Origin of the sequence: Nonomuraea lactucae, from assembly GCF_003313395.1 — a bacterium.
Lineage (GTDB): Bacteria > Actinomycetota > Actinomycetes > Streptosporangiales > Streptosporangiaceae > Nonomuraea > Nonomuraea lactucae.
Map to the genome: position 1 here is coordinate 1 of NZ_QNFZ01000159.1, position 23202 is coordinate 23202.

Sequence of the window (23202 nt, forward strand, 5' to 3'; positions counted from 1 at the left end):
CGGGCTGCCCCGGGACGGCGAGCGGCTCCTGATCATCGCGGCCGACCACCCCGCGCGGGGCGCCCTGGCCGTCCGCGACCGGCCGCTGGCCATGGCCAGCCGCGCCGATCTGCTCGACCGGCTGCGGGTGGCTCTGGCCAGGCCGGGCGTGGACGGCATCCTGGCCACGCCCGACGTTCTGGAGGACCTGCTGCTGCTCGGAGCGCTGGAGGGCAGGCTGGCCTTCGGCTCGATGAACCGCGGCGGCCTGCAGGGCTCGGTGTTCGAGGCCGACGACCGGTTCACCGGCTACGACGCGGCCTCCATCGACGCGATGCGGCTCGACGGCGGCAAGATGCTCTGCCGCATCGACCCGGACGACTCCGCCACGGTCGCCACGCTGGAGTCCTGCGCGCACGCGGTCACCGACCTCGCCCACAGGCAGCTCCTGGCCATGGTCGAGCCGTTCTGGTCGCGGCGCACCGAGGCCGGGGTGCTCCGCAACGACCTGTCGCCCGACGCGGTCATCAAGTCGATCAGCATCGCCCAGGCCCTCGGCGTCACCTCGGCCTACACCTGGCTCAAGATCCCCGCGGTCGCGGAGATGGAGCGCGTCATGGCGGCCACCACGCTGCCCTCCCTCCTCCTGGGCGGCGACCCGCCCGACATCGACGCCGCCTTCGCCGACTGGGGGCGGGCGCTGCGCCTGCCCGGCGTGCGCGGGCTCGTGGTCGGGCGCGCGCTGCTCTACCCTGCGGACGACGACGTCGCCACGGCCGTGGACGGCGCGGCCACCCTGGTTCGAGAGGCCGGCTGATGACATACCTTCCGTACGGCAAGGCCGCCAGCGGCCCCTGGGTGGTGGAGATCACGCCTTCGGTGGCCGGTTGGACGTACGCGGGGCTCCGGGTGGTGGACCTGGCGGAGGGCGTGCCGGTGTCGTTCGACACGGGCGAGGAGGAGATGCTGATCCTCCCCCTCGCGGGCTCCTGCACCGTCCGCTGCTCGGCGGCGCCCCTCGGCTCCCCCGACCGACCCGCCTCCCCCGACCGACCCGCCTCCCCGGACCGAGCCACCTCGCCGGCCCAGGGGGACGAGGAGGCCGCGTGGGAGCTGCGGGGCCGGAAGTCGGTCTTCGACGGCCCCTCAGATTTCGCCTACGTCCCGATCAACACCCATGTGACGCTGGACGGGCGAGGACGCATCGCGCTCCCCTCGGCACGGGCCACCCGCCGGTTGGAGCCCCGCTACACGCCCGTCTCCGCGGTGCCGGTCGAGATCCGGGGCGCCGGCCAGGCCAGCCGCCAGGTGAACAACTTCTGCGCCCCCGGCGTATTCCACTGCGACAAGCTCATGGCCGTCGAAGTGCTCACCCCCGGAGGCAACTGGTCGTCATACCCCCCGCACAAGCACGACACGCCCGGCGAGAGGGAGGCCGTACTGGAGGAGATCTACTACTTCGAGGTCGCCGGAGACGGCCTGGGCTACCAGCGCGTCTACTCCTCCGAGCGGGGCCGGATCGACACCCTCGCCGAAGTCGCCTCCGGTGACGTGGTGCTCGTGCCGTACGGCTACCACGGCCCGTCGATGGCCGCGCCCGGCTACGACCTCTACTACCTGAACGTGCTGGCCGGCCCGGCCGAGCAGCGTTCGATGGCCTTCTGCGACGACCCCCGCCACGCCTGGATCCGCTCCTCCTGGGAGGGCCAGGAGACCGACCCACGACTGCCCTTCGGGAGGACCCGATGACCCGGTTGACCGTCGCCCAGGCCGTGGTCCGGTTCCTGGCCGCGCAGTGGACCGAGCGCGACGGCGCCGAGCACCGCTTCTTCGGCGGCTGCTTCGGCATCTTCGGCCACGGCAACGTGGCCGGGCTCGGCCAGGCCCTGGCCACCTCCACCGAGGACCTCCCCTACCGGCTCAGCCGCAACGAGCAGGCGATGGTGCACGCCGCCGCCGCCTACGCCCGCGCCGCCAACCGCCTGTCGACGCTCGCCTGCACCACCTCGATCGGCCCCGGCGCGACCAACATGGTGACCGGCGCCGCCGGAGCGACGATCAACCGGCTGCCCGTGCTGCTGCTGCCCGGCGACGTGTTCTCCACCCGCGTGGCCAACCCGGTGCTGCAGGAGCTGGAGGACCCGCGTTCTCAGGACGTGTCGGTCAACGACTGCTTCCGGCCTGTCTCCCGCTACTGGGACCGCGTCAACCGTCCGGAGCAGCTCCCCTCCGCGCTGCTCGCGGCCATGCGGGTGCTCACGGACCCCGCCGAGACCGGCGCGGTGACGCTGGCGCTGCCGCAGGACGTCCAGGCGGAGGCCTGGGACTGGCCGGAGGAGCTGTTCGCCCGCCGCGTCTGGCACATCCCCCGCCCGCGCCCGGAGCGGGCCGCGCTCGCACGGGCGGCCGAGGTGATCACATCGGCCCGGCGACCGCTGATCATCGCCGGAGGCGGCGTCCTCTACAGCGAGGCCACCGACCGCCTGAGCGCCTTCGCCGAGACGCACGGCATCCCCGTGGCCGAGACGCAGGCGGGCAAGGGCGCCCTGCCGTACGGGCACCCGCTGGCGATGGGCGCCGTCGGCGCCACCGGCACCACCGCCGCCAACGCCCTCGCCCGCGAGGCCGACGTGATCATCGGCGTCGGCACCCGCTACAGCGACTTCACCACCGCCTCGCGGTCGCTGTTCGCCGACGACGCCCGGTTCGTCAACCTCAACATCGCCGCCTTCGACGCGGCCAAGCTCTCCGGCGTGCAGGTGGTCGCCGACGCCCGCGAGGCCCTCGCCGACCTCTCCGAGGCCTGCGCCGGCTGGGCCGCCCCGGACGGCCACCGCGCCAGAGCGGGCGAGCTGAGCCGTGCCTGGGACACCGCCGTGGACGCCTCCTACGCCCTGGACGGCTTCCCCCTGCCCCAACCGGCCGTGATCGGCGCCGTCAACGCCGCCGCGGGCGACGACGGCGTGGTGGTGTGCGCCGCCGGCTCCATGCCCGGCGACCTGCACAAGCTCTGGCGGCCCAGCGGGCCGGGCAGCTACCACGTGGAGTACGGCTACTCCTGCATGGGCTACGAGATCGCCGGCGGGCTCGGCATCAAGCTGGCGCAGCCGGAGCGCGAGGTGTTCGTCATGGTGGGCGACGGCTCCTACCTGATGATGGCCCAGGAACTCGTCACGGCCGTCGCCGAAGGGGTCAAGCTCGTGGTCGTGCTGGTGGACAACTCCGGGTTCGCCTCGATCGGCAACCTCTCCGAGAGCGTCGGAGCCGAACGCCTGGGCACCTCCTACGGCTACCGCGGCACCGGCCGCTACGACGGCGGGCCGCTGCCAGTGGACCTCGCCGCCAACGCCGCCAGCCTGGGGGCCTCGGTCGTCCGAGCCGACTCGCTGGCCGAGCTCCGCAAGGCCCTGGACGCCGCCCGCGCCGCCACGCAGACCACGGTGATCTACGTCCGTACCGACCCCACGATCTCGGCCCCGTCCTCCGAGGCCTGGTGGGACGTGCCGGTCGCCGAACTGTCCACCACGGCCGCAGGCCAGGAGTCCCGCCGGGCCTACGAGGCCGGCAAGCGAGCGCAGCGCCACCACCTCACCCCACCGGGCTGAGCGGGCCCACCCGTCATCACGAGCCCACCCCTGACGGCCTCTGGCCTCGGCCCCTTGCAGCCCACCACCCCAACCACCGCGCATCACGAGCCCTCCCTTGACGGCCTCTGGGCCCGGCCCCTTGCAGCCCACCACCCAGCGCGCAACACGAGCCCTCACCCCGACCGGGTGAGGGAGGCCGGGCAACGGGCACGTCAGGGCCGGGGTGCCGGGAGTGCGGCGGAATGGGGTGCGGGGCCGGGGTTGTGGTGCTGGATCCGGGGAACGGCTCAGACCAGACACGACGTCTGGGGAGGCCGGGGATGAGGGCGTGGCGGGCGCTCGGGTGGATCGCGCTCATCGCGGTGGCACTGTTCGTCCTGCACGTCCTGCGCAGTGTGGTCATCTCGATCATCGTCGGGGTGTTCATCACCGCGCTGCTGCTGCCCCCGGCCCGATGGCTGCGCTCGCGCGGGGTGAACAGGGCCCTGTCCACCGCAGCGGTCTTCCTGGGCGGCCTGCTGCTGGCCGGGGCGGTGATCACCCTGCTCCTGCCGCCCACCGTCAACAGCGCCTCCACCCTGAACGCCAGCCTCACCAGGGCGCTCAACGACCTGAACAACCTCGCCGCCCAGATCGGCATCGACCTCACCGCCCTGGTGCGGCAGGCCCAGGACTACCTGGCCGAGCAGGGGAAGTCCCTCGCCACCGGAGCCCTCCTGGGAGTGCGGACCGCGGTCGAGATCGTCGTGGGGACGTTGCTGGCCCTGGTCCTCGCGGTGTACTTCGTGCACGGCGGCGACCGGCTGTTCAGGTGGCTGGTCGAGCTGGCTCCGGTCGCGGCCCGGCCACGGCTCCACGAGTCCGGTGCTGTGATCTTCGGCGTCATCGGCCGCTACATCCGCGGCGTGGCGCTCGTGGGGCTGTTCAACGGGTTCTTCGTCGGGCTGGCGCTGTGGATCCTGGGCGTCCCGCTGGCGCTGCCGCTGGCGGTGCTGACGGCCCTGGGGGCGTTCCTGCCGATCGTCGGGGCGTTCGTCGCCGGAGGGCTGGCCGCGGTGGTGGCGTTCGTGGCCAAGGGATGGCTGGTGGCGCTGATCGTCGTGGTGGTGACCGTGATCGTGCAGCAGATCGAGGGACAGCTTCTGGCGCCCCAGATCTACGGCAGGGCGCTCGACCTGCCCGGCGCGGTGATCCTCGTGTCCATCGCGGTGGGCACCCTGGTCGCCGGGGTCATGGGCGCGTTCCTGGCCGCGCCGGTCGCCGCCGTGGTGGTGGCCCTGCTGCGGACCCGCGACGTCACGGAAGGCGGATCTCCAGCTCCAGCTCATGCCTGATCGTGATGCCTGATCGGAATGCCCTCCGTGCCCGCCCTCGGCCGCGCCGCCGTCTCACGGCCCGCGTCCAGCAGCCTCCCGCGGCGAACGGCCCGACGGCCCCGCGATCGTGCGCGAGGTGCTCCCGGACCTGCGCGGGCTCGTGGACGCCGTCGCGACCGCCTGACCGGGCCCGCCAGAGACTGACCACCCACGCCGCAACCTGACCGTCCCGCCGCAGCCTGACCGTCCCGCCACGGCCTGACCCGTGCGGCGCGGCCGAGGGCCGGTCAGCCTCGCTGCTCCAGCACGTCGGCGATGCCCGCCAGGAACGCGTCCACGTCCGCGATGAGGTAGCCGGACCGGAAGAGCACCGTGGAGAACTTCGCCCCCCGCACCTCCTTGGCCGTCACCGCGTAGTGAGTCGTGCCGCGCAGGGTCGCGACGATCCTGTCCAGGAAGGCGTCGACCTCGTCCTCGTTGTAACCGGTGCCCATCCGGCCGGGCCGGAACGCCACCCGCTCCACCCGCGCCGCCTGCGTCTCGAACCATTCCTCGCGCAGCATCTCGCCGGTCGGCTCGGCCATGGCCAGCCGTACCGGGCTGGTGGCCTTCGTCTCCAGCGCCACCACGAACGCCTCCAGCGCGAAGTCCACGGCCGTCTCGTGGTAACCGCCGCGCCTGGCCCGGAACGTCGCCCTGCGCACGTCGTCGGCGGTCACCGGCTCGACGTCGCGTGCCCCCCGGCCCAGCGTCGACTCGATCCGCCCGATGAGGGCGTCGACTTCGGTCGGGTCGTAGCCTGAACGCATACCCATGACACGCGGAAAGCGGTTCAAGCCCACTCCTTCTGGGTTGTGTAGGGGATTCGCCTCTATTGTGCGGCTCATTATCATGACAATGCGAGTCGCCATATACGGTTACCGCACCTGCGGCTGTCAAAGGTCTCTTTCCGCTACCGAAGGCGTCATCGTTCCGTCATCCAGGACGCCGACGCGATGGCCGATCAGCCGGCCGTGCGGCTCCCCATCCGGCCGCCGTCACGCTGGTGTGGCGCCTCATCGCCCTGACCTGCCACACCTGGCTCCGCCGCAACCGGCCCTGACCTGACCCTGGACATGCCTGGCTTGTGTGGCCGTCGCGGCGACCGGCCACGTGCGGGTCAGCGGGCGTCTCCCTGGAGGCCGTCAGCCACGTACGGCGGATGGGCCCTCCCGGGCTTGCCGTACAAGCTGGACGGCCTTGGCCACGGCGGCGGGCACATCAGGTCGCGCGCAGCAGCACGGCATCGGCGGCGAGCTGGGCGGTCACCCCGCGGCGCCGATCCGGGCGCGTCACTCCGCGGCGGCGATCCGGGCGCGTCACTCCGCGGCGGCGAGCTGGCCGCAGGCTCCGTCGATCTCGCGGCCGCGCGTGTCGCGGACCGTCACCGGGATGCCGTGGAACTGCAGCCGCCGCACGAACGCCCGCTCGTCCTCCGGACGCGAGGCCGTCCACTTGGAGCCGGGCGTCGGGTTGAGGGGGATCAGGTTGACGTGCACCAGTTTGTTCTTGACCAGCTTGCCGAGCAGGTCGGCCCGCCACTCCTGGTCGTTGATGTCCTTGATCAGGGCGTACTCGATGGACACCCGCCGCTTGGTCCTGGCCGCGTACGCCCAGGCCGCGTCGAGCACCTCCGACACCTTCCAGCGGGTGTTGATGGGCACCAGCGTGTCGCGCAACTCGTCGTCGGGCGCATGCAGGGAGAGGGCGAGCGTCACCGGGAGGCCCTCGTCGGCGAGCTTGCCGATCGCCGGGACCAGCCCGACCGTGGAGACCGTGACGCCGCGCGCTGAGATGCCGAGCCCGTGCGGGGCGGGCTCCACCAGGCGGCGCACGGCGCCGATCACCTGCTTGTAGTTGGCCAGCGGCTCGCCCATGCCCATGAAGACGACGTTGCCGACCCGGCCGGGCCCGCCGGGCACCTCGCCGGCGGCCAGGGCGCGGGCGCCCGAGACGACCTGCTCGACGATCTCGGCGGTGGACATGTTGCGCGTCAGGCCCGCCTGGCCGGTGGCGCAGAACGGACAGTTCATGCCGCAGCCGGCCTGCGACGACACGCACATCGTGACCCGGTCGGGATAGCGCATGAGGACCGACTCGACGAGGGCGCCGTCGAAGAGCCGCCACAGCGTCTTGCGGGTGGTGCCGCCGTCGGTGGTGAGCTCCTTGACCGGGGTGAGCAGCGGCGGCAGCAGCGCCGACAGCCTGTCACGGGAGGCGGCCGGAAGGTCCGTCATGGCCCGCACGTCGCTGCTGAGCCGTTCGAAGTAGTGGCGCGACAGCTGGTCAGCGCGGAACGCCTTCTCGCCCAGCTCGGTGACGGCCGCCCGGCGGTCGGCCATCGACAGGTCGGCCAGGTGCCTGGCGGGCTTGGCCCTGCGCGGCGCGACGAACGTGAGCTGGCCTGGGGGCTGGGACACGAGACTGCCTTCTCCTAGAGGGGTTACGACCAGGGTAGTGAACGCTGGGACCGCGGGCGTCATTCCATCAGGGAGCTCCCGGTGCGGGTACGGGTCGCCTGAGGTCATCGGCCGCTCTACAGTGATCTCGTATGGCGATTTTCCGGTCGGCGTCTGGCGAGGGGCGGACCGAGGTCGTCCTCACCGCCGGCAACCCGTACGGGAGCCGGACGCTCGTGGTCGAACGCGACGAGGACGCCTCGGTGGCCTACCTGTGCGCGTCCGACGGCACCGTGCACGGCGCGGTGTGGCTGGCCAACCACCGGTCCGCGCCCGCCATGGTCGACCTGGCGAGGATCAACTCGGGCCACCCGCCCCTGATGCCCCGGCCCAACACGACCCACCCGTCCGGGCGCCGCCCGCTCGGCCAGCTGACGCCCCTCTGGTTCGAGGAGGGCGACGGGGTCGCGATCTACGAGGACGACGACCTGCTGGCGGTGATCCCCGGCTGGGCCGACATGAGCAGGGGCATGCCCGGCTACGCCCGCGACGCGGTGGGCGAGTCGCCGTTCGCGTGGGCGCTGTCCGAGGCGTTCGAAGGGCTGGAGCCGCGCATCTCCAACGCGCGCTCCTACTGGCGCTGGCGGCGCTCCGAGGGGTCGTGGCCGTCGTTCCAGCAGTTCGCGATGAGCCATCTCGACCGGGTGCTCGGCCCGGCGGGCCGCTACTGGGACGTGAGCGGCGAGCGGCTGCCGACCGTCGGCGTCACCGAGCGCCCGCCGGGTGAAGGCCGCGAGTTCACCGTGCTGTCCACGGTCGGGATGAGCTGCCAGCGCATGCCCACGGTCGAGCAGTGGATCGACAAGCCCGGCGCGTTCGCCAGGATCGAGCTGGCCGTGTCCACCCGCGAAGACCCGCGCGAGGCGGCGCTGCTGCTGGTGTGGCTGTCGCAGTATCCGTGGCACTCGGTGACCTGGCTCGGCCACGGGCACACGGCCAAGTGGTATCACGAGCCGTCGACGTTCCCGCTCGGGTCACAGTACGCGGGAGTCCTGATGCTCGCCGACAAGCCCGACATGCCGCCCATGTCGGGGTTCACGTTCGGGGGTGAGGCCGTCCGCTGGCTCTGGCTGGAGCCGATCACGGCCGAGCAGTTGGAAGACCACCGCCACTAGCTCGAAGATCGAGCAGCCCCCTGAGGACGTCAGCAGCCCGAGCCGCTCAGAAGACCGCCGGAGCTCAGAAGAACGACGCCAGCAGCAGCCAGACCGGCACCAGCGTGGTCACCAGCGAGTCGAGCCGGTCCATCAGCCCGCCGTGGCCGGGCAGGATCGAGCCGAGGTCCTTGATGCCGAGGTCCCGCTTGATGATCGACTCGATGAGGTCGCCCACCGTGGCCAGCAACGCGGCGAGCGCGCCGATCAACGCCCCCTGCCAGATCGCCCCGTCGAACAGCCAGACCACCAGCCACGCCCCGACCGCCATGCACGCGACGACCGAGCCGGCGAACCCCTCCCAGGTCTTCTTCGGGCTGATGAGGCTCATCTTGTGCCTGCCGAACAGCACTCCCGCGATGTAGCCGCCGATGTCGCTGGCCACGGTCACCGCGATGAACACGACCACCCGCTGGCGGCCGTCGCCGGGTGCCAGCAGCAGCGCGACGAACCCCGCCAGCAGCGACGGGTAGACCAGCAGGAACACCGAGGCCGTCGCGTCGCGGACGTAACCCTCCGTGCCGTCGCTGAACAGGCGCCAGATCAGCAGCACGAACACGAACACCACGAACGTGCCCAGCAGCCAGACCGGCCCTCCCCAGTAGGCGCCGGCCTGCATGGCCGCCAGCGCCGCCAGCACCGGCAAGGCCGGTACCCGGATGCCGCGCGTCGCGAACGCCCGCACCAGCTCCACCACGCCGACGCCCACGGCGGCCACGACCACGACCAGGAAGAGCTCCTTGACCGTGTAGAGCGAGACGATGACCAGCGCGCCCAGCCCCGCGCCCACCGCGATCGCGGCGGGCAGGTTGCGTCCGGTACGGCTGCCGCCGCTCGGGCTGCCGTCAGCCGCACGTTCTTCCACTGACACTCTCCATATGCCACGCCATATGCCACGGCCCCCGCCGTCAGGCGAGGGCCGTGCGGCGCCGCTCAGACCTCGAGCAGCTCGGCTTCCTTGTGCTTGAGCAACTCGTCGATCTTTGCGACGTGCTTCTGCGTGATGTCGTCGAGCTCTTTCTCGGCGCGCCGGACCTCGTCCTCACCGGCGTCGCCATCCTTGATCATCTTGTCGAGGATCTCCTTGGCCGCACGGCGGATGTTGCGCACGGACACCTTGGCGTGCTCGCCCTTGTTCCGGGCGACCTTGATGTACTCCTTGCGCCGCTCCTCCGACAGCTCGGGGAACGTCACCCGGATCACCGCGCCGTCGTTGCCCGGGTTGACGCCCAGGTCGGAGTCCCGGATCGCCTTCTCGATCGCGGCCATCGAGCTCTTGTCATAGGGCTGGATGATGACCATGCGGGCCTCGGGCACATGGAACGAGGCCAACTGCTGGATCGGGGTCGGCGAACCGTAGTAGTCAGCGCTGATCTTGTTGAACATCGAGGGGGTGACACGCCCCGTGCGGATGCCCGCGAAGTCCTCCTTCGCGACCGACACGGCCTTGTCCATCTTTTCCTCGGCTTCGAGGAGAGTTTCGTCGATCACAGCGGCTCCCTGTCTTCTAGCTGGTGGCTCGGGCTCGCTCCGTCATTTCCCTGCGGGACTCACCAGCGTGCCGATTTTCTCACCGCGCACCGCGCGCAGGATGTTGCCCTCTCCCATCAGGTCGAAGACCACGATCGGCAGGTCGTTGTCCTTGCACAGGCTGATCGCGGTGGCGTCCATGACCTGCAGGTCGCGGATCAGCACCTCTCCATAGTCGAGGTGGTCGAACCGCACCGCGTCGGGGTTCTTGCGCGGATCGGAGTCGTAGACGCCGTCCACCTGCGTGCCCTTGAGCAGCGCCTCGGCGCCGATCTCCAGCGCCCGCTGCGAGGCGGCGGTGTCGGTGGAGAAGAACGGCGAGCCGAGCCCGGCGCCGAAGATGACCACGCGGCCCTTCTCCAGGTGCCTGATCGCCCGGCGCGGCAGGAACGGCTCGGCCACCTGCTGCATGGTGATGGCGGTCTGAACCCTGGTCTCGACGCCGCGCCTCTCAAGGAAGTCCTGCAGCGCCAGGCAGTTGATGACCGTGCCCAGCATGCCCATGTAGTCGGCGCGGGCCCGGTCGATGCCCTGCTCCGACAGGGCTGCCCCGCGGAACATGTTGCCCCCGCCCACCACCACCGCGACCTGCACGCCCTCGCGTACGGCCTCGGCGATGGAGTCGGCGAGATGGTCGACCACCAGCGGGTCGATCCCCAGCGGCTCGCTGCCCGCGAACGCCTCCCCTGACAGCTTCAACATCACCCGCTTCCATCTCAGATGACTCTGGGACGAGCTCAGATGGCCCTGAGCCGGGCCCGGATGACTCCGAGACGAGGGCGGATGCGAAGAAGCCGCCGACGTGGCTGGCTCCTGGTTGTCCTGCACGGCGGCGGCCTCCTTCTTAGGCGGTTCGTGGGGCTGGGAGTTTGCTCAAGCCTAAGCCTGACCGACCTTGAAACGAACGAACGCGAGCACCTCGACGCCATTCTCCTCCGCGTACTTGCCGACGCTCTTCTTGTTGTCCTTGACGAACGCCTGCTGGAGCAGCGTGAAGTCCTTGTACCAGCCGTTGACGCGACCGTCGACGATCTTGCCGATGGCGGCCTCGGGCTTGCCCTCGTCGCGGGTCATCTCCTCGAAGAGCTTGCGCTCCTTCTCGATGATCTCGCCCGGCACGGCGGCGGCGTTGAGGTACTGCGGGGCCATCGCGGCGGCGTGCTGCGCGACGTCCTTGGCCACGTCGGCGTTGGGCTTGTCGAGCTGCACGAGCACGCCGACGGCCGGGGGCAGCGCCGGGTCGGTGCGGTGCATGTAGGAGCCGATGTAGCCGCCCTCCAGCACCGCGAAGCGGCGGATCTCGATCTTCTCGCCCAGCGCGGCGTTCGCGGCGTCGAGGTGCTCCTTGACGGTCTTGCCGTCGAAGGAGGACTCGAGCAGCGCCGCCACGTCGGCCGGCTTGGTGGCCAGCACATGGGCGACCACCTGGGAGGCCAGCTCCTGGAAGCGCTCGCCCTTGGCCACGAAGTCGGTCTCGCAGTTGAGCTCGAGCAGCGCCGCGGCGGCGTCGCCGTCCTGCTTGAGCGCGACCAGTCCGTTGGAGGCGGTGCGCGCCTCGCGCTTGCCTACGTCCTTGGCGCCCTTGAGGCGCAGCAACTCGATGGCGCGGTCGAAGTCACCGTCAGCCTCCTCGAGCGCCTTCTTGCAGTCCATCATGCCGGCGGCGGTGATCTCGCGAAGCCGCTTGACGTCGGCCATGTTCACGGAAGCCATTGCTTTTTCCTCGTGGGATTTCGTCGTGGGACTCGTGGGATTTCGTCGTGGGATCGGATGGACGCCGGAATCCGGCGCCCACCCTATTTCGTACGGCCGGCTGGTGCCGTACGGAAGCTTTGGGCTTGCTCGTCACTAACCCGAGCCGGTGGCCGCTAACCCGAGCCGTCTGACCCTGATCGGCGACCTTGACGTATGCAGTCTGATGCCCGCGCCCTGGTCAAGGGCCACGAGCCAACACCTCAGGCCTGGGGCCCAGGCCGCTTCCGGTCCCCGGTCCCTGGGCGACTGGGCCCTGGTTCGGCCGAAACCGACCTCCGGCCCTCCCCGGAACCACCGGCCCGACCGTACCCGGAAGCAACACCACGGACCATGCCCAGAACCGCCACCCCGGACCGTGCCCGGAAGCAACACCCCGGACCGTGCCCAGAACCGCCACCCCGGACCCAGCCGAAGCCTACGATCCCGGACCTCGGCCCAAGCCACCGCCCCGAACCTCGGCCCAAACCGCGCCCGGACCAGGGCCCGAACGGACGCCCCGGACCTGGTAGCACCAGCACCCGGCCAGAACCACTGCCCCAGCCCGCGACCGGAACCCCGACCGGACAATAATCCCGGCTCCCGGCCAGAAGCAGCGCCCCAGCCGGACCAGAACCAGTGCCCCGGCCGGAACCAGGGCCCTTCCGCCCGAGCAGCACACCGGCCGGAAACCAGTGACTCCCGGCCCGAACGGCGGCCCGCCCCGACCAGAGCCAGAACCAGCCTGAGCCAGAACCAGCCTGAGCCAGCGGCCTTTCCTCCGGACCCGCGCCCGCGACCTGGGTCATCGACCTGAGGTCCTTGGCCTTGGAGTCCCTGGCCCAGGCCCACCATCGCGCGACCTGTACCAGCCCCGAAGACCCAGACCTCGGCCCCGACCGGCCCCAGACTCGCCCAGATTCCGAGCCCAGATTGCGAGCCCAGACTCCGAACCCGGCGTTCCACCAAAGTCCGAAACGCCGTTGCCCTGGCCTGATTCGAAACCATCGCAGCCCGGCCTCCCGGGGCCCGAACCTACGGCCCGCAATACGCGACCCGGGATCGGAACCCCCGGAGCGGAGCCCCCCGGAGCGGAGAGCCCCGGAGCGGAGAGCCCCGGAGCGGAGAGCCCCGCACCCAGCCCCCACCGGCGCAGGCCCCTGACCTGCACCGGGGAGCGAAAGGCGCCAGGACACATCCACTCTGGGCACCCCGTGACCCGGAACTTCGGGCTCCTGATCCTCCGGGGCCTCGACTCGGCAGCCAGAACCTCTGGACAGTCGCCTGAGGTCCTGGCGGGTCAGGCCTGCTGCTGCTCGGTGTCGGTCTCAGGAGCGGCCGGAGCGGTCTCGCTCTCGGCAGCGGCCTCGGGAGCAGCGGCCTCCGCAGCAGCGGCCTCGGGGGCGGCAGCCTCCGGAGCAGCGACCTCCGCAGCGGCAGTCTCCGGGGCAGCGGCCTCGGCCTCACCGGTCACCCGCTCGCCCGTACCCTGCTCGATCAGCTCGCGCTCCCACTCGGCCAGCGGCTCGGCGGCAGCGGGCTTCTCGTCGCCGCGGGCGGCGCCAGAGCGAGCCATCAGACCGGCCGCGACGCCGTCGGCCACCACCCTGGTCAGCAGGCCGACGGCGCGGATGGCGTCGTCGTTGCCCGGGATCGGGTAGTCGACCTCATCGGGGTCGCAGTTGGTGTCGAGGATCGCGACGACAGGGATGCCCAGCTTCTTGGCCTCACTGATCGCGATGTGCTCCTTCTTCGTGTCGACGACCCACACGGCGCTGGGCACGCGGCCCATGTCCCGGATGCCGCCGAGCGTGCGCTCCAGCTTGTCCTTCTCACGCCGGCGCATGAGGAGCTCCTTCTTGGTGAGCCCCGAGCCCGCGACGTTGTCGAAGTCGAGCTCCTCCAGCTCCTTCAGGCGCTGCAGCCTCTTGTGCACGGTGGAGAAGTTGGTGAGCATGCCGCCCAGCCAGCGCTGGTTGACGTACGGCATGCCGACCCGGGCGGCCTGCTCGGAGATGGCCTCCTGAGCCTGCTTCTTGGTGCCGATGAACAGGATGGTGCCGCCATGGGCGACGGTCTCCTTGACGAAGTCGTAGGCGCGATCGATGTAAGACAGCGACTTCTGCAGGTCGATGATGTAGATGCCGTTGCGCTCGGTGAAAATGAAGCGCTTCATCTTCGGGTTCCACCGGCGGGTCTGGTGACCGAAGTGAACGCCGCTCTCGAGCAGTTGTCGCATGGTGACGACGGGGGCCATGTGCTGGTCCTCCAGGTCTGGGCGCCGTGGCGGGCAGGCGCGGTTCTCGGTTGTGCCGCGGTAGCCCGGCGGCTACCGCCCTGATGCCCCGAACCGCTCCAGCCGAGCAGAGCCCGGACCGATGGTGCGATCCGCAGTGGGGCATGCGAAGTCGGCCTGTGGTCACAGGCCATCGGAAAGTCTACCTCCCACGCCGCCCGCACCTGACCGCCTCAGGTCAACCGCCTCTCCCCCTCCAGCACCAGCCCGCAAACCCGCCATCGCCAGCCAGTCAGCGCAACCCCATCCCCGACCGCCACTCTCAGCATGGTGCCCCTCCTTGCCGCCTCCACCACGAAGGGCAGGCGCACGCCCCACCCCGAAACTCTCAACGACACGCCCCCACCCGCCCCGAACTCCACCCCCAAACCCGCCAAGGCCAACTGAACTCGCCCCGTCCCCCCACAGCACATTCCGCCGCCGCAGAACCTCCGGCCTTCCAAACCACCCACCCGGCCCCCCACCTGTCAACGACGCGTGACTACTGCCCTCCAGGCGACGCTCGGGCCCGAGCGCGACCTGGGAGCAGAATTCGGCCGTCGTTGACACCGCCGCCCCACCCCTCTGATCCCGCGCCCGCCTCGACGCGGCCTCCACTCTCCGACTACCGGCAGCCGTACGGATGAAGCAGCTTCTGATCTCCAGCCCAACCGCGCCAGCTCAGCCACTGTGCCACCTCAACCAACCGCGCCCGCTCAGCCAACCTTGCCTGCTCAGCCAACCGCGCCCGCTCAGCAGCATCGAATTTGAGCAGTCCTCCGAGCTCAAGCTCCTCGAGATCAATATCTCTACGTCAGTTCGCCCGCCAGCAGGTCCATCAGCAACCCGTCATGGAACTCCTGGCTTGCCGGATCACGTTCGTACGCCCGCATGATCCCCACCCGCCGGAACCCGACCCGCTCGTACGCCTTGATCGCGGTCTCGTTGTGCGCCGCCGGATCGATGGTCAACCGGTGATGCCCACGCTCCTCGATCAACCACCGCGCCAGGATCCGGATCGCCTCCTGCCCGTATCCATGGCCATGCCACGCAGCACCGAGAAAGATGTCGATCCCCGCGCTGCGATACATCGGGTCCTCCACCTCCTCGTACTGGATTGCCCCGATCACCTCACCGGCGAGCGTGATGGCGAGCATCTCGTCGAACTCCTCCACCGGCCCCCACCACTTGGCAACCTCCGGCGTCTCGACGATCTCCCGCAACCGCGCCACATCACATTCCCCGGCGTCCCGCAGCACCAATCGATCCCCGCGCAGCTTCATCATGCCGCCTCCCCAACCCCGCCAACGCCACGACGCGAGCGGTTATCCACAGCCTCGCCGACCCGCCCCCCATCCATCAACAGAATTCAGTTCACCCCACACCGAGCCCGTGCCCGCCCCGGCACACTCCCCGCATGACCTCGCCATCCCGCACCCGCGACACCGCCGTCCTCACCATCCACAATCCGTACGAGGCGGTCGGCCCCTGGCCTCACGGGCTCCGTCGAGCCCACACCACAACCACCTCCACCAACTCACAGTGCTCCCGATCACCAACGCCCAAGGCACGCCCCCGCCCTGCAGCCCGCCCCACCCCTTGCGCACCACCACCCACCCCAACACCACTCTCACGCACAGTCGCCAACTCGCCACGACAATCTCACCCAACCTTCACCCGCGCCCATCCACCCCCAAGCCATCCCAGGGCCGGCCGCGTGACCGTCTCCGTCACCACAGTCCTGACCGCGATCCTTTTCGCCTCCGCCGTGCTCACCACCTGCGCCAGCCCCGCCGCAGCCGACCCCACGTCCTGGCGCTGGCCGCTCGACGGCCATCAAAGAATCCTCCGCCGCTTCGCTCCACCGCCTGAACGATGGCTGTCCGGACACCGAGGCATCGACCTGGCCGCCCGACCGAGCGCTCCTGTCCTGGCGGCCAGTGCAGGAACGGTCCGCTACGCCGGTCCCCTCGCGGGCCGTGGCGTGGTGTCCATCGACCATCCCGGAGGTCTCCGCACCACGTACATCCCTGTCACAGCCTCGGTACGGCGAGGGCAGCACGTGGCCCGAGGCGACCGCCTGGGAGTCGTCGAGGAATCCCTGACCCACTGCCGGGAGCCCTGCCTCCACTGGGGCCTCCTACGCGCGCCGCGCTACCTGGACCCCCTGCTCCTCCTCGGGCAGGCACACGTCCGTCTCCTCCCGTACTGGCAGGGGACAGACACCTCACCGCCCATACCCCCGCCAGAAACGCACCGCACAACCTCCACACATGACCTTCCCCCGGCGGCCCCTCATCGACCGACACGTGGGCCCGCCACCAGCCCGCCACCGACTCCTCCTTGGGGCGCCATAACGCCAGCCCTGATCGCCAACTCCCCCTTCGCATACGCCCGCCACCCCCGAAGCCACCTCCAGGACCATCCACCCGCAACACGCCCGCCCGACCACACCGTCACGTCAGCTGCGCTTTCCAGCCCCATTCGCAACGTCTCACCACCTCACAGAACCCCCACCGCCTCCACCAAACACAGAGGCCCTTCCGGAGCTTCACCCACTCGCCTCACCCGATATCCGCACAGCACCCGCACATGAGCAGGGGCACCACAGCACAGCGTCGAGCGCTACGCATGGATGGACCGCACCACAGGCACCTTCCGCACGCATCCGCTACAAGGCCCATCCGAGATCCCTGACGCCGACCGAAAGATCCAGACCCGCACAAACCGAACGGCAGCCATAACGAAGCTCGGAGAAATCATCAGGCACTCAAGAGATGGACAAACGACACGTTGGCCTTACCGACCGACAAGCTCATTCGTCACAGGCGAAGAAGACCTCGACCTTTCACGTCAGTCTCGTATCCACCCGTACCGCTTCACGCCCTGGGATGGGCTTGCCGGTACGCCGCCCGGAGCCGTTCGATCGAGACGTGAGTGTAGATCTGCGTGGTATTGAGCGACGCGTGCCCCAGCAACTCCTGAACAGCCCGCAGGTCCGCGCCTCCCTCCAGCAGATGGGTGGCCGCAGTGTGCCGCAAGCCGTGCGGCCCAAGATCTGGCGCGCCCTCGACCCCTCGCAGGCGGGCGTGCACCAGCCGCCGCACCGTCCCAGCATCGATCCGTCCACCACGCACCCCAAGGAACAGTGCCGCACCAGACCCAGCCTTGATCCACAATGGCCGGCCATGCACGCACCACTTGTCAAGTGCGCGTAGCGCAGGCCCCCCGAACGGCACTGATCGCTCCTTGCGCCCCTTGCCGAGCACCCTGATGACGTTCCGATCCCGATCCACGTCGTCGACGTCCAGCGCACACAGCTCGCTCACCCGCACGCCCGTCGCGTACAACAGCTCCAAGATCGCCTGGTCCCGCAGTTCCCTGGGCTCGCCAGTCGAGGGCACATCGAGTGCGGTCTGCGCCTGCTCCTGGTCGAGTACAGCAGGCAGCGGCCGAGGCGCCTTGGCGCTCCCCAGCAACAGCCCCGGATCGTCAGGCAACCAGCCACGGCGATGGCAAAAAGAGGTGAACGTACGTATGCAGGCAGTCCGCCGCGCCAACGTCGCCCGCGACTTCCCTTCGGCGTGCTGTTCAGCCAACCACTCCCGCAAGGTCGCGATGTCCACGCCCTCGATCCGCCCATCCAAGTGGTCAAGCAAGGCGGCGACATCAGACAAGTAGGCCCGGACCGTATGTGGGGAGAGGTCCCGCTCGAACCGCAAATACCTCGCGAACTCCTCCATGGCCACATCGACGCCCAAGCGCCCTTCCTCCACGCGTACCACCCACTCCTCGACACCGACCCTCACGCGGAAGCACCGACCGGCCGCACCACCAGCCCGGACCGATGCCTCCCGCCATCCCCCTCCGCCGTCCCGCACCTTTGCGCGCCCGCCCGATTGGATCAACCGCAACGCACACCGGATATATCCATCAGGCAGCGTCTCAACCGCCTCGCTGAGCTACCTCAGGCACCAGAGAAGCGTGATCGCCAACAAACGACAACAGTACGAGCGTCGGCGCCGCGAAAGCCCATCTGCAGAGCGCCCGAGTCATGGCCTAACGCTGTCAACCTGAGCTCACCGCTGGACCAACGTCTGGCGTCTGCCTGAAAGCTGGCCGGCCCGTCGTGATCGACCGGCTCTGGGCACACCTGGCACTGAAAGCCCTCTAGAAGCAACAGCCCTGCGGCGGCGTGCGGCCGCTCGCCACCGCACGCCGCAATTTCCGCGGACCAACATCAGTCCCGTCAAATGGCGCAGTGTGGGCGTTCACCCTAAGGAACTGCCATAGCGGCATGAAATGCGACGGCCATCGCATCATCCTCCGAGTACTTATGACCTGGACTGAAGGACTAGCGATGGCCGCAGACAACAGTGTGACGCCTGAGCAGCGGCTTTCGTGGCAGAACAGAGAAACAAGCCAGATTTCTTTAAGCCCAGAGTGACGACCCTGGCCAAACCTCAACGCCATCGACGTTTGTCCTCTGCGCATTCCACATATCCTCGGGCATTCCGAGCCATGACCCACATCCCTGACGCACAGCCTCCAGGGGCGCACTACCTCCACACAGAAACGAGCCCAGTACGTGCGCGGGCATAGGACGGCCGCAAACAACCCGTACCGATACCGCTGCACCGCCAGAGTCACAGCCACGTCCACGGGCACGGGCACGGTGGGCACGGGCACGGTGGGCACGGGCACGGTGGGCACGGGCACGGTGGGCACGGGCACGGTGGAGGGATTGACAGGACAGCACTGGGATACGCACCAGGACGTACAACCGGCATGAGGCTGGGGCCATCACCGGGACCGGCACTCAGGCGGCACTCGACCCGATAGCAGGGCTGGGCTGCAGCACCAGGATCGAGGCTCGGGGCAGCACTGGGGCCGGCACGTGACTCGCCTCGGAGGCAGTCACGGAATCAGCGTTGGGCAGGAAACTCGTGCACCGTCATTCACCAGCGCCCGATCGCCGTGGCCCGGACCGTCAAGCCACGGGTGGTTCGATGAAGGCGTCCGCTCCCGAGGAGTCGACGGGGTCTGGCAACGAATCCGACTTTCGGTAGGCAGCCGAGGCCGGCTTCCGGATGCGCCATCCTTTCGCCACGCGTTCGATGTAGCCCGCAGCCGCGAGGCCTCCCAGGGAGCTGAGTGCCGCGTCCAGTGGAACGCCCGCGGTCAAGGCGATCGAGGCAGGGCCGGCGCCGCCCCGGGAGGGGACGGCGTCGAGGACCTTCTTGGTGACCTCGTTGAGCGCGTCCCGCGGAACGGCGGGACTCCGGGGGGACGGCGCCAGATCGTCACCTATCGTGCCCACCAGGTCGATCATCTCCTCCGGAGTGGTCACGCAGATCGCTTTACGTTCACGCAGGAGACGGTGACAGCCGGCGGACATCGCGGAGGTCACGGGGCCTGGGACGGCCCCCAGGTGGCGGTTGAGTGAGAGGGCATGCGCGGCAGTGTTCAAGGCGCCGCTGCGCAATGCCGCCTCTACAACGACCGTGCCTCGTGACAAGGCAGCGATCAGTCGGTTCCTGATGAGGAATCGTGCACGGGTGGGATGGACGCCCGGCGGGCATTCGCTGACGACCACGCCCTGCCCGCGGGCAGCGGCGAACAGTTCGAGGTGCCCACTCGGGTATGCGATGTCCACACCGCAGGCGAGCACCACCACCGTGGGTGAATCCGAGGCCAGGGCTCCACGGTGAACAGCACCGTCCACGCCGAAGGCTCCGCCTGAGATCACGCTCCAGCCTGCCTCGCCGAAGCCGATGCCGAACTCGGCCGCCACATGAGCACCATAGGAAGTCGCGGCTCGGGCTCCTACGACCGCCACAGATCTCAGACAGGAGAAGCGCAGGTCAGCCGAGCCATGGAGCCACAGCCCCAATGGACGGCTGGGGCCGAGCTGATCAAGCTGGCTCGGCCACTCCGTGCTTCCGGGCACGACGAGCCTGGCTCCGGCTTGCTCTCCGGTGGCGATGTCGGCTGCCGGGTCAGCCGCCGCAAGACGGGCGTGCCAGGTGCTCAGCCGCTGGTCGAGCTTGGCGGCGCGTTCGTGCTTCGCTTCCTGGGCGATGAATTCGGGGGGAAGCGTGCGGGCGCGCACCGCTTCAGCGGCAGCGGGCGCGCCGCAGCAGGCCACGAGCCTGCCCATCGTCGCGTCTCCCGCATCGGCGGCGCGCATGAGAGCGGCTCTGGCCTCTACTTCTACGCTGCTCATCGTGACTCCTGGGTGTTGAGGGAGAAGCTGAAGGGGCGTGCCTTGAAACGCCGCCCGGCTTGGAACGCCGTGGCCGTGGCCGTGGCCGTGGACCGGCCCATGCAGACCCTGTACTGCGGAAAGTTTGTGGTGATGGTGGAGAGGAGCCTGCCTGACCGAAGTGGCCAGACGCCCCTGACCGAGACGGGGGACGGCCCCACGAGGGACGGCCTGACCCGAAGTGGCCGGGCGGGCCTGACCGAGACGGGGACGGCCCCTGACTGAAGTCGCCGGACGCGCCTGACCAAGACGCGGGACAGCCTGACCGGAGTGGCCGGGCGGGCCTGACCAAGGTGACGTGATGATCGCGCTGACGGGGGCGCCGCCACCGTCAGTCGCGCACTTGCCGAGGACCTATGCTGATTGATCGCGAGGCGCGGCTCCGCGGCCCTGCGTGACAGTCGGCGCCGTGCCAGACCGATCAGGCCCCGCAAGCGGGCCAGGATTGTGGCCGGCCGCGGGCCCCACCAGCGCCGACCCGATTTGTCCAGCCCGAACTCGGCCGTGGTCGTCTCGGGATCGACGGGGCGCGATGCGGTTCGGCGGTCAAGGGCACTCTGCCAACGGGCCTCTGATCTCGAAGCAAGCGGTCATGTGTCCACTCCGAGCCACAGTGCGAGGGCCGTAGCGGTCTCGTCATGGTCGGGGCGGTCCTTGCCGGCGAGGTCGGCGAGGGTCCAGGCGAGTCTTAGGACGCGGTCGAGGCCGCGGGCGCTCAGCGCGCCCGAGTCCAGGCAGGCTGTCACGGGCTTCATCGCCTCGTCCGACGGGCGGTACTCGGCGTGCAAGGCCGTCGACGGGATCTCGGCGTTCGTACGCCAGGGAGTGCTGGACAGGCGTTTGGCGGCTCGCTCGCGGGCGACGAGGACGCGTTGGGCCACGGTCTTGCTCGACTCGACGAACTGGCGGTCGGCCATCAGCTCGCGTCTGGAGGAGCGGGCCACGGTGACCTTCATGTCGATGCGGTCGAGCAAGGGGCCAGAGAGTCTGCCGAGGTAGCGGCGCCTGACCACGGGCGTGCACTGGCAGGTGTCGGTGTTGTCCTGAGGCTGGGCGCATGGGCAGGGGTTGGCGGCCAGCACCAGCATGAACCTGGCCGGGAACGTGACGGAACCGGCCGACCTGGACACCGTCACACGGCCCGACTCCAGCGGTTGACGTAGCGAATCGAGCACGTGGCGGGGGAACTCGGGAGCCTCGTCCATGAACAGGACACCCCTGTGGGCAAGGGAGACCGCACCGGGACGTACCACGGTGCTGCCGCCGCCCACGATAGCGGCGGCGCTGGCCGTGTGGTGCGGGCTGACGAACGGTGGCCTGTTCACCATCGGACTGTTGGGCGGGAGGACGCCCGCGACGGAGTGAATGGCCGTCACCTCGAGAGCGTGATCCAGCTCGAGGTCGGGGAGGAGGGTGGGCAGGCGTTCCGCCAGGAGGGTCTTGCCCGTGCCGGGCGGGCCGAGCATCCAGAGGTTGTGGCCGCCGGCCGCGCAGATCTCCAGCGCACGGCGGGCCACCGGCTGGCCCACCACGTCGGACAGGTCGACCGCCGGAGGAGCAGTGGACGGTATGGGGTCGAGGAGGTCCTGTGCGAGAGCCTCTGGCGGTTCCTCACCCCGTCGTAGCCACTCAACGAGCTGGCGCAGGTCGGCGACCGGCACCACCTTGACGTCAGGTACCAGCGCCGCCTCCGCCGCGTTGGCCGACGGGATCACGACGGTGACGTCGCCGTGCTCGGCCGCGCCAAGCACGGATGGGAGAACGCCGCGTACGGGCCTCAACCTCCCATCGAGCCCGAGCTCGCCCAGGAAGAACGGCTCGACGATGCGCTCAGCGGGGACCACGCCGGCCGCTCCCAAGATCGCTATGGCGATCGCGAGATCGAACTGACTGCCCCGTTTCGGGAGGCTGGCGGGGAAGAGACTCACCGTGATGCGGGCGTCGGGCCAGGGATAGTGGCTGTTGACCATCGCGGACCTGACACGTTCGCGGGCCTCGCTCAAGGCTGTGTCGGGAAGGCCGATGAGGTGGATTCCGGCCAGGCCGTTGCCCACGTCGGCCTCCACCTCGACGGTGCGGCCGGTGACGCCCACCAGGGCCACGCTGCGGGTGCGCGCCACTGCCATCTAGACCGCCCCCCGAACGTGACGCAGGGAGTAGTCGCCCGCGAAGCGTTCCAGAGCGATCACGTCGACTCTGACCGCGTGGAAGGTGCGCGGCTGGCCGGCCAGCCACTTGGCGGCCAGCATGCGCAGTCTGGTCAGCTTGGACGGCCGTACCGCCTCGAGTGCCGTGCCGTGGGATCGGCTCGATCTGGTCTTGACCTCCACGACGACCAGGGTGTCGCCATCTTCGGCGATGACGTCGATCTCGCCGTAGCGACAGCGCCAGTTGCGCTCGATGATCTTCATTCCTTCGGCTTCGAGATAGTCGACGGCTAGTTGCTCGCCGTGTCTGCCGAGTTCGTTCTTCGCGGCCATGTGCCACCTCCGGGCACCGACCTTCGCGCAGGTGGGATAGGGCTAGCGAGGCCGAACAGCGTTCTGGGGATTGTGGCCTCTGGGGAGGTGGCGGGCTGTGGATAGAAGACCGTCCGCGGCCCGGCGTCCATCTGTCCATCCGTCCATCTGTCTATCCGTCCACCTGTCTATCCGTTCGTCTGTCTATCTGCCTCTTGCCTGGATGCCACTGTCTGCTCGTCTCTTGTGGCGCACAGTGCAGCCAAGGGCATGCGGCAATCCGGCCTCAAAGGGCGACGAAAATCCGGCCTTGCAGGGCGAAGGCGAAGGAATCGGCAGGGGCTAAGGATTGTGCAGGACTAAGGACTGTGCAGGACTAAGGACTGTGCAGGACTAAGGACTGTGCAG

The 23202-nt window shown here is 69.6% G+C and carries 18 protein-coding genes; 6 read left to right on the top strand and 12 right to left on the bottom strand.

Features of this window, described 5'->3' with window-relative positions; all coding sequences use genetic code 11:
* From DQW85_RS10475 to DQW85_RS10490, 4 genes are all read left to right on the top strand, one after another.
* Positions 1-796, top strand: a 796-nt coding sequence (locus DQW85_RS10475) for a Cgl0159 family (beta/alpha)8-fold protein (RefSeq protein ID WP_113700157.1), incomplete at its 5' end; no start/stop codon positions are given.
* Positions 796-1728 carry a 5-deoxy-glucuronate isomerase gene (gene iolB / locus DQW85_RS10480; RefSeq protein ID WP_113700158.1) on the top strand — a complete coding sequence of 311 codons (933 nt, stop codon included), beginning with the start codon at positions 796-798 and terminating at the stop codon, positions 1726-1728. The genes DQW85_RS10475 and iolB, both read left to right, overlap by 1 nt.
* Positions 1725-3584, top strand: coding sequence for a 3D-(3,5/4)-trihydroxycyclohexane-1,2-dione acylhydrolase (decyclizing) (gene iolD, locus DQW85_RS10485; protein ID WP_113700159.1), 1860 nt, complete (start codon positions 1725-1727; stop codon positions 3582-3584). Before iolB ends, iolD begins: the two co-directional genes overlap by 4 nt.
* Positions 3585-3886: 302 nt before the next feature.
* Positions 3887-4900, top strand: a complete 1014-nt coding sequence (locus tag DQW85_RS10490; RefSeq protein ID WP_113700160.1) for an AI-2E family transporter — start codon at positions 3887-3889, stop codon at positions 4898-4900.
* Between the two features lie 269 nt (positions 4901-5169).
* Here DQW85_RS10490 and DQW85_RS10495 read toward each other — a convergent pair whose 3' ends face one another.
* Entirely contained in the window at positions 5170-5697 is a 528-nt protein-coding gene (locus DQW85_RS10495) for a DivIVA domain-containing protein (RefSeq protein WP_162794882.1), read from the bottom strand.
* 543 nt (positions 5698-6240) lie between these two features.
* Positions 6241-7341 carry a dual-specificity RNA methyltransferase RlmN gene (rlmN, locus tag DQW85_RS10500; protein WP_113700162.1) on the bottom strand — a complete coding sequence of 367 codons (1101 nt, stop codon included), beginning with the start codon at positions 7339-7341 and terminating at the stop codon, positions 6241-6243.
* Positions 7342-7472: 131 nt separating this feature from the next.
* Here rlmN and DQW85_RS10505 point away from each other — a divergent pair, with 131 nt between their 5' ends.
* A complete protein-coding gene (locus tag DQW85_RS10505) occupies positions 7473-8495 on the top strand; it encodes a suppressor of fused domain protein (RefSeq protein ID WP_113700163.1) in 1023 nt (340 codons plus the stop codon).
* Positions 8496-8559: 64 nt separating this feature from the next.
* On the opposite strand, the gene DQW85_RS10510 is transcribed toward DQW85_RS10505, so the two are convergent.
* The 6 genes from DQW85_RS10510 to DQW85_RS10540 all read right to left on the bottom strand — a co-directional run bounded on the left by DQW85_RS10510 (position 8560) and on the right by DQW85_RS10540 (position 15353).
* Complete coding sequence (locus DQW85_RS10510; protein WP_240197077.1) at positions 8560-9399, bottom strand: phosphatidate cytidylyltransferase; 840 nt, start codon at positions 9397-9399, stop codon at positions 8560-8562.
* Positions 9400-9467: 68 nt separating this feature from the next.
* On the bottom strand, positions 9468-10025 hold the full coding sequence (gene frr, locus DQW85_RS10515; protein ID WP_113700164.1) for a ribosome recycling factor: 558 nt from the start codon (positions 10023-10025) through the stop codon (positions 9468-9470).
* Between the two features lie 42 nt (positions 10026-10067).
* A complete protein-coding gene (gene pyrH / locus DQW85_RS10520; protein WP_240197078.1) occupies positions 10068-10766 on the bottom strand; it encodes a UMP kinase in 699 nt (232 codons plus the stop codon).
* Between the two features lie 177 nt (positions 10767-10943).
* A complete protein-coding gene (gene tsf / locus DQW85_RS10525; protein ID WP_113700165.1) occupies positions 10944-11777 on the bottom strand; it encodes a translation elongation factor Ts in 834 nt (277 codons plus the stop codon).
* A gap of 1318 nt (positions 11778-13095) precedes the next feature.
* The gene (rpsB, locus tag DQW85_RS10530) at positions 13096-14052 is read right to left on the bottom strand and encodes a 30S ribosomal protein S2 (protein ID WP_113700166.1); all 957 of its coding nucleotides are present in this window, start codon (positions 14050-14052) and stop codon (positions 13096-13098) included.
* An 827-nt stretch (positions 14053-14879) separates the two neighbouring features.
* On the bottom strand, positions 14880-15353 hold the full coding sequence (locus DQW85_RS10540; RefSeq protein WP_113700177.1) for a GNAT family N-acetyltransferase: 474 nt from the start codon (positions 15351-15353) through the stop codon (positions 14880-14882).
* A 134-nt stretch (positions 15354-15487) separates the two neighbouring features.
* Here DQW85_RS10540 and DQW85_RS48160 point away from each other — a divergent pair, with 134 nt between their 5' ends.
* A complete protein-coding gene (locus tag DQW85_RS48160; protein WP_113700168.1) occupies positions 15488-16666 on the top strand; it encodes a murein hydrolase activator EnvC family protein in 1179 nt (392 codons plus the stop codon).
* A 283-nt stretch (positions 16667-16949) separates the two neighbouring features.
* On the opposite strand, the gene DQW85_RS10550 is transcribed toward DQW85_RS48160, so the two are convergent.
* From DQW85_RS10550 to DQW85_RS10580, 4 genes are all read right to left on the bottom strand, one after another.
* Positions 16950-17813, bottom strand: a complete 864-nt coding sequence (locus tag DQW85_RS10550) for a tyrosine recombinase XerC (protein ID WP_113700178.1) — start codon at positions 17811-17813, stop codon at positions 16950-16952.
* Between the two features lie 1247 nt (positions 17814-19060).
* Positions 19061-20296 (bottom strand): DNA-processing protein DprA, encoded by a 1236-nt coding sequence (gene dprA, locus DQW85_RS10560; RefSeq protein ID WP_113700170.1) that lies wholly within the window; start codon positions 20294-20296, stop codon positions 19061-19063.
* Positions 20297-20925: 629 nt separating this feature from the next.
* Positions 20926-22461, bottom strand: coding sequence for a YifB family Mg chelatase-like AAA ATPase (locus DQW85_RS10575; RefSeq protein ID WP_113700173.1), 1536 nt, complete (start codon positions 22459-22461; stop codon positions 20926-20928).
* A complete protein-coding gene (locus DQW85_RS10580; protein ID WP_113700174.1) occupies positions 22462-22815 on the bottom strand; it encodes a YraN family protein in 354 nt (117 codons plus the stop codon).
* Between the last annotated feature and the right edge of the window lie 387 nt (positions 22816-23202).

Bases quoted from the DNA above. Each gene is read 5' to 3' on its own strand.
- iolB (WP_113700158.1), top strand. From the start codon at position 796: ATGACATACCTTCCGTACGGCAAGGCCGCCAGCGGCCCCTGGGTGGTG.
- iolD (WP_113700159.1), top strand. From the start codon at position 1,725: ATGACCCGGTTGACCGTCGCCCAGGCCGTGGTCCGGTTCCTGGCCGCG.
- DQW85_RS10490 (WP_113700160.1), top strand. From the start codon at position 3,887: ATGAGGGCGTGGCGGGCGCTCGGGTGGATCGCGCTCATCGCGGTGGCA.
- DQW85_RS10495 (WP_162794882.1), bottom strand. From the start codon at position 5,697: ATGGGTATGCGTTCAGGCTACGACCCGACCGAAGTCGACGCCCTCATC.
- DQW85_RS10505 (WP_113700163.1), top strand. From the start codon at position 7,473: ATGGCGATTTTCCGGTCGGCGTCTGGCGAGGGGCGGACCGAGGTCGTC.
- pyrH (WP_240197078.1), bottom strand. From the start codon at position 10,766: ATGTTGAAGCTGTCAGGGGAGGCGTTCGCGGGCAGCGAGCCGCTGGGG.
- tsf (WP_113700165.1), bottom strand. From the start codon at position 11,777: ATGGCTTCCGTGAACATGGCCGACGTCAAGCGGCTTCGCGAGATCACC.
- rpsB (WP_113700166.1), bottom strand. From the start codon at position 14,052: ATGGCCCCCGTCGTCACCATGCGACAACTGCTCGAGAGCGGCGTTCAC.
- DQW85_RS10540 (WP_113700177.1), bottom strand. From the start codon at position 15,353: ATGAAGCTGCGCGGGGATCGATTGGTGCTGCGGGACGCCGGGGAATGT.
- DQW85_RS48160 (WP_113700168.1), top strand. From the start codon at position 15,488: ATGACCTCGCCATCCCGCACCCGCGACACCGCCGTCCTCACCATCCAC.
- DQW85_RS10550 (WP_113700178.1), bottom strand. From the start codon at position 17,813: ATGGAGGAGTTCGCGAGGTATTTGCGGTTCGAGCGGGACCTCTCCCCA.
- dprA (WP_113700170.1), bottom strand. From the start codon at position 20,296: ATGAGCAGCGTAGAAGTAGAGGCCAGAGCCGCTCTCATGCGCGCCGCC.
- DQW85_RS10575 (WP_113700173.1), bottom strand. From the start codon at position 22,461: ATGGCAGTGGCGCGCACCCGCAGCGTGGCCCTGGTGGGCGTCACCGGC.
- DQW85_RS10580 (WP_113700174.1), bottom strand. From the start codon at position 22,815: ATGGCCGCGAAGAACGAACTCGGCAGACACGGCGAGCAACTAGCCGTC.